Origin of the sequence: Sporofaciens sp. SGI.106 (assembly GCF_050314255.1) — a bacterium.
Classification (GTDB): domain Bacteria; phylum Bacillota; class Clostridia; order Lachnospirales; family Lachnospiraceae; genus Claveliimonas.
Genome location: NZ_JBNPMZ010000005.1, coordinates 53,954 through 65,553 on the forward strand (window position 1 = coordinate 53,954; position 11,600 = coordinate 65,553).

Annotated in this window: 12 protein-coding genes; 1 reads left to right on the forward strand and 11 read right to left on the reverse strand. The window is 42.5% G+C overall.

All coding sequences use genetic code 11. The annotated features are described in order from the left end of the window. From efp to thrS, 4 genes are all read right to left on the reverse strand, one after another. On the reverse strand, positions 1-564 hold the full coding sequence (gene efp / locus ACQRCC_RS05530; protein ID WP_427849813.1) for an elongation factor P: 564 nt from the start codon (positions 562-564) through the stop codon (positions 1-3). Positions 565-626: 62 nt separating this feature from the next. After that, complete coding sequence (locus tag ACQRCC_RS05535; RefSeq protein ID WP_427849814.1) at positions 627-1,160, reverse strand: YqeG family HAD IIIA-type phosphatase; 534 nt, start codon at positions 1,158-1,160, stop codon at positions 627-629. Continuing rightward, the gene (locus tag ACQRCC_RS05540) at positions 1,160-1,945 is read right to left on the reverse strand and encodes a shikimate kinase (RefSeq protein ID WP_427849815.1); all 786 of its coding nucleotides are present in this window, start codon (positions 1,943-1,945) and stop codon (positions 1,160-1,162) included. The genes ACQRCC_RS05535 and ACQRCC_RS05540 overlap by 1 nt, the downstream gene beginning before the upstream one ends. 134 nt (positions 1,946-2,079) lie before the next feature. Beyond that, positions 2,080-3,831 carry a threonine--tRNA ligase gene (gene thrS / locus ACQRCC_RS05545; protein ID WP_427849816.1) on the reverse strand — a complete coding sequence of 584 codons (1,752 nt, stop codon included), beginning with the start codon at positions 3,829-3,831 and terminating at the stop codon, positions 2,080-2,082. A 508-nt stretch (positions 3,832-4,339) separates the two neighbouring features. Between thrS and ACQRCC_RS05550 the strand changes: the two genes are divergently transcribed. After that, positions 4,340-5,032 (forward strand): peptidoglycan recognition protein family protein, encoded by a 693-nt coding sequence (locus ACQRCC_RS05550; protein ID WP_427849817.1) that lies wholly within the window; start codon positions 4,340-4,342, stop codon positions 5,030-5,032. 35 nt (positions 5,033-5,067) lie between these two features. Here the strand turns inward: ACQRCC_RS05550 and ACQRCC_RS05555 are convergent, their stop codons facing one another. The 7 genes from ACQRCC_RS05555 to codY form a co-directional block, all read right to left on the reverse strand. Further along, positions 5,068-6,093: an aldose epimerase family protein gene (locus ACQRCC_RS05555; protein ID WP_427849818.1), complete on the reverse strand. Its 1,026-nt coding sequence runs from the start codon at positions 6,091-6,093 to the stop codon at positions 5,068-5,070. A 102-nt stretch (positions 6,094-6,195) separates the two neighbouring features. Then, positions 6,196-7,650 carry an IMP dehydrogenase gene (gene guaB, locus ACQRCC_RS05560; RefSeq protein WP_427849819.1) on the reverse strand — a complete coding sequence of 485 codons (1,455 nt, stop codon included), beginning with the start codon at positions 7,648-7,650 and terminating at the stop codon, positions 6,196-6,198. A 102-nt stretch (positions 7,651-7,752) separates the two neighbouring features. After that, entirely contained in the window at positions 7,753-8,247 is a 495-nt protein-coding gene (locus ACQRCC_RS05565; protein ID WP_427849820.1) for a DUF6106 family protein, read from the reverse strand. Between the two features lie 138 nt (positions 8,248-8,385). Continuing rightward, entirely contained in the window at positions 8,386-10,008 is a 1,623-nt protein-coding gene (groL, locus tag ACQRCC_RS05570; protein ID WP_427849821.1) for a chaperonin GroEL, read from the reverse strand. 23 nt (positions 10,009-10,031) lie between these two features. Next, complete coding sequence (locus ACQRCC_RS05575; protein ID WP_427849822.1) at positions 10,032-10,316, reverse strand: co-chaperone GroES; 285 nt, start codon at positions 10,314-10,316, stop codon at positions 10,032-10,034. A 114-nt stretch (positions 10,317-10,430) separates the two neighbouring features. Beyond that, positions 10,431-10,736 (reverse strand): hypothetical protein, encoded by a 306-nt coding sequence (locus tag ACQRCC_RS05580; RefSeq protein ID WP_427849823.1) that lies wholly within the window; start codon positions 10,734-10,736, stop codon positions 10,431-10,433. 69 nt (positions 10,737-10,805) lie between these two features. Beyond that, on the reverse strand, positions 10,806-11,585 hold the full coding sequence (gene codY / locus ACQRCC_RS05585) for a GTP-sensing pleiotropic transcriptional regulator CodY (RefSeq protein WP_427849824.1): 780 nt from the start codon (positions 11,583-11,585) through the stop codon (positions 10,806-10,808). Between the last annotated feature and the right edge of the window lie 15 nt (positions 11,586-11,600).

The following is an 11,600-nucleotide window of genomic DNA, read 5'->3' on the forward strand; positions in this document are numbered from 1 at the left end:
TTATGCACGTGACAGATATTCACCTGTACGTGTATCAATCTTAATGGTCTCTCCCTGCTCTACGAACAGTGGTACCATAACCTGTGCACCTGTCTCAACGATAGCAGGTTTTGTAGCACCTGTAGCTGTGTTACCCTTTACTCCCGGTTCAGACTCTGTGATTACCAGTTCAACAGTAATCGGCGGCTCAATGGAAAATGGGTTTCCAAGATAAAAGCTTACTGTAACTTCTTCATTCTCTTTTACAAATTTCATGGAATCTGCTGCATCTTCTGCACTGATCATGATCTGCTCAAATGTCTCATTGTCCATATAGTTATAGAACTCACCATCATTGTAAAGATACTGCATTTTCTTTCTCTCAATATGTGCCTGCTCAAATGTCTCTGTCGGACGGAAAGTTGTCTCAACTACACCGCCATTAATAATATCTTTCATCTTTACACGAACGAAAGCTGCACCTTTACCCGGCTTAACGTGCATGAAATCGATAACCTGACACACTTTGCCATTCACTTCGATTGTCATACCATTACGAATATCACCTGCTGATACTTTTGCCATTACATTATCCTCCTTAAACTGCGCTTTTTCGCGCTTAAATTCTCTCTAATCCTTTTACCATTCTATAATAGATGATGCCTTTTTTCAACCTTTTTTTGCTGTTTCAGACTTCTCTTATAGAAATAAAGAACAATTTTTTCCAAATAACGCTTCAAAACAATCTGTATTTCCTCTTTTGGATGAATCGGTTTCACCAAAATACTCGGAATCCCGGTTCTCTTCGCCCCCCACACATCGGTAAAGAGCTGATCGCCGATAAAAACCGTGTTATGAACATCAGTCCCCATGATTTCCATTGCTTTTTTATAATTTTTCGTAGAAGGTTTGTGCGCATTATACACATAATCCACCTGTATGGATTCATTGAACATTTTTACCCTGGGTTCCTGATTATTGGAAATCAGACAGCAGTGGAAGCCAATCTTTTTCAGACGCTCGAACAGTGCAATCGCCCTCTCATCTGCCGGCTCTCCATGGGGCACCAGAGTATTATCAATATCAAATATCAGTCCACGAAAACCCTTTTCATATAATTCTTCAAAATCAATCACATATGTGGAAGCCACATATCGATCCGGAAAAAATACATCAAACATTATCTCTCTTCCATTTCCGTCAGCTTGCGAATTAACTCCTCACATATCTCAAGCACTGACTTATGATCTGTATTTACAACAATATCCGCTGCCGCCTCATATTTCTCCCGACGCTGTTCCATCAGGTCAGAAATATCCTCTACATTCTTACGTCCGTTGAGTACCGGTCTGTCATCACTGTCCTTCACGCGCTCATAGATAACCTCCGGGCTTGCTGTCAGGAGAACCACTCTTCCATTCTTTTTCATCTCCTCGACATTACGCTCCCTCATGGCAGCCCCGCCTCCACAGGAGATGATGGTATTGCGCTTCGACTGCAGCTCAATCAGAAGCTCCGTCTCCAGTTTTCGGAAATACTCCTCGCCGTAAGTTGCAAAGATATCCGGGATGCTCATCTCCTCACGGTCTGCGATCACCTGATCCATCTCCACAATCTCCATCGCAAACATAGTGCTCAGGTAATCGGAAATCGTGGATTTTCCTGCTCCCATAAACCCGATCAGCACAATGTTATAATCAAAGAGCTTTCTTGCCTGAATCCGCTTACTGTTACGGTTAATGCGACGAAAAACATCATAGATCTCTTCTTTATATTTGTTGTCATCCAGTTTTTCTTTGAGCCTTGCATTCTGCTTCTTTTCCTGCTGAGGCTGAAGAATGGCCATACCATATTTCTCTTTATATGCCATAATCTTCTCTACAATAGCATTACGTTCTACAAGAGCATCAATAATCTTGTCATCGCATAGTGCCAACTGCTCTCTGTACATCTCCAAATCGTTCATCGTCACGTATCTCCTTATTACTTCTGCAATCAATGTCTGTATTATATCAACTTTTGCTTTCCTCCGCAAGAGATAGAAAACATTTTAAAGAGCCGTGCATCTGGTGCAACGGCTCTATGGATCGGTCTGCTATTTTATACCTCTTCTGCAATTTTTGCAATCAGGTCTGCTGCCTTCATGCTTCCGATATCTCCCTCATCACGTTTTCTTACAGAAATGCTTCCTTCTTCTACTTCCTTCTCACCAACGATTACCATGTAAGGAACTTTCTGCATCTGTGCCTCACGGATCTTATAACCAAGCTTTTCATTTCTTAAATCAATCTCGCTTCTTACTCCTGCAGCTACCAGCTCATCCTGAATCTTCTGTGCATAATCTGCAAATTTCTCGGATACTGCCATAACCTTAACCTGAACAGGTGCAAGCCATGTCGGGAATTTTCCTGCATAATGCTCAATCAGGATTCCGATAAAGCGCTCAATAGAACCGAATGCCACACGATGGATCATGATCGGACGATGCTTCTCTCCATCTGCTCCTGTGTACTCCAATTCGAATCTCTGAGGCATCTGGAAGTCAAGCTGAATAGTACCGCACTGCCATGTTCTTCCGATGGAATCTTCCAGATGGAAGTCGATCTTCGGTCCATAGAATGCACCATCGCCCTCATTGACAACATAATCCAGACCGAGTTCGTCCAGTGCAGCTCTTAAGCCTTCTGTTGCCATCTCCCAGTCTTCGTCACTTCCCATGCTGTCTTCCGGTCTTGTAGACAGTTCCACATGATATTTGAATCCAAACTTGGAATATACCTCATCGATCAGTCTTGCAACTCCCTTGATCTCGTCGCGGATCTGATCTTCTGTCATGAAGATGTGTGCATCATCCTGTGTGAAGCAGCGCACACGCATCAATCCGTGAAGCTGGCCGGATTTCTCATGACGGTGTACCAGACCAAGCTCACCCACGCGCATCGGAAGATCCTTGTAAGAACGTGGCTCAACCTTGTATACCAGCATTCCACCCGGGCAGTTCATTGGCTTAACAGCGTAATCCTCATCGTCAATTACTGTTGTATACATATTGTCTTTGTAATGATCCCAGTGTCCGGAATTCTCCCACAGATGTCTGCTTAAGATAATTGGTGTAGAAATTTCTACATAGCCCTCTCTCTGATGCAGCTTTCTCCAATAGTCAATCAGAATGTTCTTAAGAACCATTCCCTTTGGAAGGAAGAACGGGAATCCGGGACCCTCGTCCATGATTGCAAATAATCCCAGTTCCTTACCTAATTTTCTATGGTCACGCAGTCTTGCCTCTTCCATTCTCTTTAAGTATGCTTCCAGATCAGCAGCCTTCGGGAAGGATGTTCCGTATATTCTGGTAAGCATCTGATTGTGCTCATCACCTCTCCAGTATGCACCGGCAACACTCTGCAGTTTGAATGCCTTCACAACGCTGGTATTGGATACGTGAGGGCCTGCGCACAGATCCACGTATTCTCCCTGTCTGTAGAAGCTGAGTTCTGCATCCTCCGGCAGATCCTCGATCAGTTCAACCTTATATGGCTCATTTTTCTCTTTCATCAGGGCAATTGCCTCTTCGCGGTTCATAGTGTAACGCTCAAGCGGAAGGGCTTCCTTCACGATCTTGCGCATCTCCTTCTCAACCTCTGCAAGATTTTCAGTTGTAAACGGAAAGCTGAACTCAAAATCATAATAAAAACCATCCTTAATTGCCGGTCCGATCGCACATTTGGTATCCGGATACAAACGCTTTACAGCCTGTGCCAGAATATGGGAGGTTGTATGATGAAATGCCTCCTGTCCCAGTTCGTTTTCAAATGTCAGATCCTGTACAGAACCATCTTTCATGCTTACTTTCATTGTCATTTTCTCCTTTCATTTTACGCATTTCTTTGCGCATCATCGCACAAAAAAACACCTTTAAACATACGGTCCCTGCCGTCTGTCTAAGGGTGCATCTCACTTTGCACGGTTCCACCTTAACTTTTCACTTCAGATTCTCACAAATCCTATCCCTTAACGCGGGAGCATCGGCATTGCTTATTAAGAGTACGGTCGGATCCTCTTCAATACTAATCAGCCGCTTCTGTTCAGCAACACAGCTCGGGAATGGTGTTCATCCGGTCTCTGCTATAAAGGGCTCTCAGCATCCGCCCTTCTCTCTGGATAGCTACTCCTGACTACTCGTTTCCGTCTCTGCTTTTCTTTCATTCCTGCCTTTTCAGCTATTTCTAATTATACCGCTTCCCCCGAAAATGTCAACCTCTAAAATCATAAGAAAGTCTTCATACTTTTTTCAAAATTTTATTTGGAAATTGTGATAGAATTAAGAATATATGAAACCAATGTATTCAAGGAGAACTCATCTATGAACCACTCTCACAGAAGAAAAAAACTGTCTCCCCGTCAGAGACAGATAAGAACTCGAAAATATACGAAAATCGGAATCCTGATTCTCATTATCCTGGCAGTCACCTGCATCGGCTTAAAGCTCCTGAATCCGGGATGGATAAGCAGAAAATATACAGAAATCAGTAACCAACAGGTGGATGCTTCCGAACCGGACATTAACGTCCAGCTTCTGACGGTCAATCCCTACTCACGGCCAGGCACAGAAACCGACAGAATCACAGGAATCGTGGTTCACTATACAGCCAATCCGGGGTCCACCGCTATGGATAATCGAAATTATTTTGAAAGCCTGAAAGATACTCACGAGACAAAGGTGAGCAGTAATTTTGTAATCGGTCTTGAAGGAGAAATTGTACAGTGTGTTCCTACCTGGGAGGTTGCCTATGCATCCAATTCCCGCAATAATGATACCGTCTCCATCGAGTGCTGCCATCCTGACGAAAGCGGTAAATTCACAGATGCAACCTACCGTTCCATGGTGCAGCTTTGCGCCTGGCTATGTCTGAAATTTGATCTGGATGAAAATGATGTCATCCGACACTATGATGTAACCGGAAAGAACTGTCCAAAGTATTTCGTAGAAAACGAAGAAGCCTTCACCCAGTTCCGGGAAGATATCAGGAATGCAATAAAAAACACGCCGTCATAACATTGCCGTCATGATCCAGCGTGTTTTTTTGATTCTTAGCAGAATTTATAAGTTGTAGTAGTATTATATTCTTCTCCCGCTTTAACCACAGGCCCTTCGAACATTTCTTTATTCACTGCGTCCGGGAAAAACTGAGTTTCAAAGCAGATGCCATGATGCTGGTTATATACAGCCCCGTCTCTTCCCTTTTCATTATCTACAAAGTTAGAAGCATATATCTGCATTCCCGGAAGGTCTGTATATACTTCCATGGTAATTCCACTCTCGTTAGCGCTCATTTCTGCCACCTTGCGGTATCCGCTGCCATTCAGCACCCAGTTATGATCGTATCCGCTGCCGAACTTCAGCTGGTCATAATCTGCCCCTGCATCTCGGCCTACCGGTTTTTTAACACGGAAATCCATTGGTGTTCCCGTAACATCCAGAAATCTGCCTGTCGGGATAGACTGTGCATCTGCTTCCGTAATAGCATCAGCATCCACCCATACTTCCTGCGCGAACATATCGCCGGAATCATGTCCATTCAGATTGAAATAGCTGTGATTAGTCATATTGATAATCGTATCTTCCTCCGGCACACCATAATAATGAATCTTCAGCTCATTATCCTCTGTCAGAGTATAGGTTATTTCCACAGTAAGTGCTCCCGGATACCCCTGATCCATATCCGGACTGTTAAGAACAAATATAACATGAGCATCATCTGCTTCTTTCACCTGCCACATCCTCTTCGTCCAGAAATCAAGACCACTGTGCAGATTGTTATCATTATCATTCTTTGCAAGCTCATAGGTCTTTCCGTTCAGTGTAAACTTAGCACCGCCGATACGGTTTGCTATTCTTCCCACAGAAGCGCCAAAGAAGCATGTTCCTGCCTCATAGCCAGCTGCATCATCATATCCCAATGTTACATTTACCGGTTTTCCATTCTTATCAGGCACCAGAACAGACACAAGAGTTGCACCATAATCCGTCACATGTGCTTCCATACCGTTCCCATTCTTCATAATATACAGGGTTGTCTTTTCCCCTTTTGATGTCGTTCCAAAATCTCTTTTCATACCTGTTCTCCTTTTCAAAAATTTCTGTCGCCGTTCTTCTTATAAATCAAAAATGCCATCTGCAGCAACATTCCTGTCGTTTACAGATGGCAGTACTGCCTCTTATTCGTCTACGCTGTAGTTCGGAGCCTCTTTTGTGATATGAATATCATGCGGATGACTCTCCTTCAGTGATGCAGCAGAAATCTTTACAAACTGTCCACGCTGTTTCAGTTCCTCAATTGTAGGAGTTCCGCAGTAACCCATACCGGAACGAAGACCTCCCATAAGCTGGAATACTGTATCTTCTACACTTCCCTTGTAAGCTACACGTCCTTCAACACCTTCCGGTACCAGTTTCTTCGCATCAGTCTGGAAATAGCGATCCTTACTTCCATTTTCCATTGCGGATATGGAGCCCATACCACGATATACTTTGTACTTTCTTCCCTGATAAAGCTCGAATGTTCCCGGGCTCTCATCACATCCTGCAAAGATACTTCCCATCATACATACATTCGCACCTGCAGCGATTGCCTTTGTCATATCTCCGGAATACTTGATACCACCGTCTGCAATAATCGGAATACCGTATTTGTCTGCAGCTTCATAACAATCCATAACTGCAGTTATCTGCGGAACACCGATACCTGCAACCACACGTGTAGTACAGATAGAACCTGGTCCGATACCAACCTTAACCGCATCTGCACCAGCCTTAATCAATGCTTCAGCTGCCGCTCCTGTAGCCACATTACCTGCAATTACCTGCAGATCCGGGAATTTGGATTTTACCATATCTACAGTACGGATTACATTTGCAGAATGACCATGTGCGGAATCCATTACTACCACATCAACCTTGGCATCTACCAGAGCCTGCGCTCTCTCCAGACAGTTTGCAGTAATACCAATTGCAGCTCCGCAAAGCAGACGTCCCTGAGAATCTTTTGCTGATAATGGATATTTGATCTGTTTTTCAATATCTTTAATAGTGATAAGTCCTTTTAAATTGAAGTCCTTGTCTACGATCGGAAGTTTCTCTTTTCTGGCCTTTGCAAGAATACGTTTTGCCTCTTCCAGAGTAATTCCTTCCTGTGCAGTTACCAGGCCCTCTGAGGTCATGGATTCTTTAATCTTCTTTGTGAAATCTTCTTCAAACTTCAGATCACGGTTTGTGATAATTCCTACCAGCTTTCTTCCCTCTGTGATCGGAACACCTGAAATTCGGAATTTGCCCATCAATTCATTAGCATCAGCAAGTGTATTCTCCGGTGAAAGGAAAAACGGATCTGTAATAACACCATTTTCAGAACGCTTTACCTTATCAACTTCCTCTGCCTGCTGTTCGATAGTCATATTTTTATGAATGATTCCGATACCACCCTGACGTGCCATTGCAATGGCCATACGATGTTCTGTAACCGTATCCATACCGGCACTCATCATCGGAATGTTTAATTTAATTTTCTTTGTAAGATAAGTGGATAAATCTACCTGATTTGGAATCACCTCTGAATATGCCGGTATCAGTAACACATCGTCAAATGTAATTCCTTCTCCAATAATCTTGCCCATGACCTATTGACCTCTCTTTCTTCCTTCGTTTTACCATTAGGGTTACTACTGATTTAAATGCTATAATACAAAATAAACCTCCAGCTTGTCAACTGCTTTCTCTTATTTTTTACGGATTACTTTTCTTGGAGCCATCATCCACATGCCTTCCAGAATCGCATCATTCGGCTCAAACACCACTCTTGTCTTAGCACCATTTGCCACAATAACCATCTCATAAGTCTGTGCACCCTGTGTTTTACTGGAAAAATCACATACCTTCGCATTTTTGTGTGGAGCCAGCTCAGCCGAACCAGAAGGAGCCAGAACTTCCATATCATTAATATTCATGGAAAAAATATGTTTTCTTCTCTCCTTGTGCATAACCTTGTCCACATCCAGATCTCCATTCATAAACAGATACTCATATTCAACATCCAACCATCTGAATGCAAAAACATCCAGAACAATGAAAATTACCGGCAATAAGATCCCAAAAGGAAACATAAATACCGCCAGAACGGATACTACTGTAAGCACCAGAAGAAGTACTTTTATCAGGATATCCTTCGTATCTGTTTTTTTCTTTACAAGCTGCTCTGCATAAAAATCGCCCATTCTTGTCTTCCTCCAATATTGTACTCAAATTCGATGTTACTATTGTAACACATTTTTGTATAAAAAGAAAACTCCTGCACGGGGAGTTTTCTTTTTTTTCATAATTATTGTAAATTTTTTAATTTTTCATCCAGGAAATTACATCATTCCCATTCCTGCTCCGCCTGCCGGCATCGGAGGAACATCCTCTTTAATATTTGCAACAACAGACTCTGTTGTCAGAAGTGTGGAAGCTACACTTGTTGCATTCTGCAGAGCACTTCTGGTAACCTTAGCCGGATCAAGAATTCCTGCCTTTACCATATCCACATATTCTTCGTTATAAGCATCAAAACCAATTCCCGGCTCCTGCTCTTTTACTTTATTGATAATAACTGCACCTTCAAGGCCTGCATTTGCAGCAATGTGGAACAAAGGTGCTTCCAGAGCCTTCAAAATGATCTTAGCTCCTGTCTTCTCATCACCTTCCAGAGTCTCTGCCAGTTTTTCAACTTCCTTGGATGCATGAATATATGCAGAACCGCCTCCTGCGATAATTCCCTCTTCTACAGCAGCTCTTGTAGCTGCAAGCGCATCTTCCATACGAAGCTTCGCTTCTTTCATCTCAGTCTCTGTTGCTGCGCCTACGCGAATAACTGCAACTCCGCCTGCCAGTTTTGCAAGTCTCTCCTGTAATTTCTCTCTGTCAAAATCAGATGTTGTCTCTTCAATCTGTTTCTTAATCTGAGCAACACGTGCCTCAATTGCTGCTTTATCGCCCATGCCATCAACGATAACTGTGTTTTCTTTCTGAACCTTGATAGATTTTGCACGTCCGAGCTGATCCATAGTAGCCTCTCTCAGATCCAGTCCCAACTCTTCTGAGATTACCTGCCCGCCTGTCAGGATAGCGATGTCCTGAAGCATTTCTTTTCTTCTGTCACCATATCCCGGAGCTTTTACTGCTACCACGTTAAATGTTCCACGGAGTTTATTTACGATCAAAGTAGTCAGTGCCTCTCCCTCTACATCCTCTGCAATAATAAGAAGTCTTGCTCCTGCCTGAACGATCTGCTCTAACAGTGGAAGGATTTCCTGAATGTTGGAAATCTTCTTGTCTGTAATCAGGATATATGGATTTTCCAGATTTGCCTCCATCTTATCCATATCTGTTGCCATATATGCGGAAAGATATCCGCGGTCAAACTGCATACCTTCTACCAGATCAAGCTCTGTCTGCATGGTCTTGGACTCTTCAATTGTAATAACGCCATCGTTGGAAACCTTCTCCATAGCGTCTGCTACCATATCGCCCACTGCATCATCACTGGAGGATACTGCTGCAACTCTTGCGATCTGCTGCTTATCTGTAACCTTGCTGGACATTTTTTTAATTGCCTCTACTGTCACATCTGTTGCTTTCTTCATACCTTTACGGAGAACGATTGGGTTAGCTCCTGCTGCCAGGTTCTTCATTCCCTCATTAACCATTGCCTGTGCAAGAACAGTAGCTGTTGTAGTTCCGTCACCGGCAACATCATTTGTCTTGGATGCAACTTCACGGATAAGCTGTGCACCCATATTCTCAAATGCATCTTCCAGCTCAATTTCTTTTGCAATTGTAACACCATCATTTGTGATCAGCGGTGCACCGAAAGATTTGTCAAGTACAACATTGCGTCCTTTCGGTCCAAGTGTTACTCTTACTGTATTTGCCAGCTGATTTACACCTGCCTCTAAAGCAGCTCTGGCTTCATCTCCATATTTAATCTCTTTTGCCATGATTCATTACCTCCCAGATTCTATTACTCAACAATTGCCAGAATATCATTCTGTTTTACAATGATATATGTCTCATCATCTAATTCAACTTCTGTTCCTGCATATTTGGAATAAATAACCTTCTGTCCTACAGTGACATGCATCTCGATTTCTTTTCCGTCAACTACTCCGCCAGGTCCCACTGCGATAACTTCTGCCTGCTGTGGTTTCTCTTTTGTCTGTCCTGGTAATACAATTCCGGATTTTGTAGTCTCTTCAGCAATCAACTGTTTCAAAACGACTCTGTCTCCTAATGGTACTAATTTCATATTATATTCCTCCTTTAATACTCTTTACCACTTGTTAGCACTCACAAAAAGAGAGTGCTAAAAGATTCTAGTAATAAAATAGCACTCTCATTTTGTTTTGTCAACACACTTTATTCAGTTTAGATTATTTTTATAAAATCCATTTTCTATCTGAAAAACGAGAAGATTTCCCCGCTTATCCCGAAACCGCTCCTTGACCATACCATGACAGGAAACTTTATTTTCATCATCCAGGATTCTGCACTCATATACTCCATCCAGAGAAATCATATCCAATGAAGCTTCCATAAGCAGTAAATACAGATATTCTTTCTCCGGATCATGCTCCAATATCTCGCAAAAATAGGTCTGCTTATCTTCCTCTACCCCTTCACGGATCATCTTAATCATCTGAAGTTCTACAGGACATCCCTCATACATCTTTATACTCTCCTTTCAAAAGAAGGGCATCAGTTTCCCGATACCCTTCGTTTCTTCATTTCTGTCTATTTACTTTTTTTCAGCCTTAATCCGGTCTAATTCGGTAAATACATAATCATTTACCACCTTAATGTAAGTGCCCTTCATACCGGACGATCTGGATTCAATCACTCCGGCGCTTTCAAATTTACGAAGAGCATTCACGATTACGGATCTGGTGATACCTACACGGTCAGCTATTTTACTTGCAACCAGAATTCCTTCCATTCCATCCAGTTCGTCGAAGATATGAATAATAGCTTCCAGTTCTGAAAAAGAAAGTGTGCTGATAGCAGATTGAACAATGTGCTCTTTTCTTGTTTCTTCCGCACTTTCTTCATTTACAGAGCGGAGCATCTCCAATCCAACCACAGTTGTACCATACTCACTTAAAATGATGTCGTCAATCTCATATCCCTTCTTAGACTTGTAAATAAAAAGTGTTCCAAGCCGTTCTCCCGCAATATCAATCGGTGTGATAATTGCCTGATAGCCATCTACCACATCATGGGAAAAACCAAGAGTTTCAAGATTCACATTTTCCTTTGTCGAAAGAATACTGAGCAGACGTTCATTCAACATATCGTCTATATGACCGCCCACCTCGCCTTTCAGTAATTCAGTAATCACACCTGTTCCGGTACACTTGCTCACACCAAGAACTTTTCCTTTTTTACTGATTACCAGCACATTCGAATCCAGAATTTCAGTCAGCACAGCACAGATGTCATTAAATACGACCTTACTCGAACTATTGTTGTGCAGTAATTTGTTAATTTTTCTTGTTTTATCTAACAATTGTACGCTCATATGCAACCTCCATCC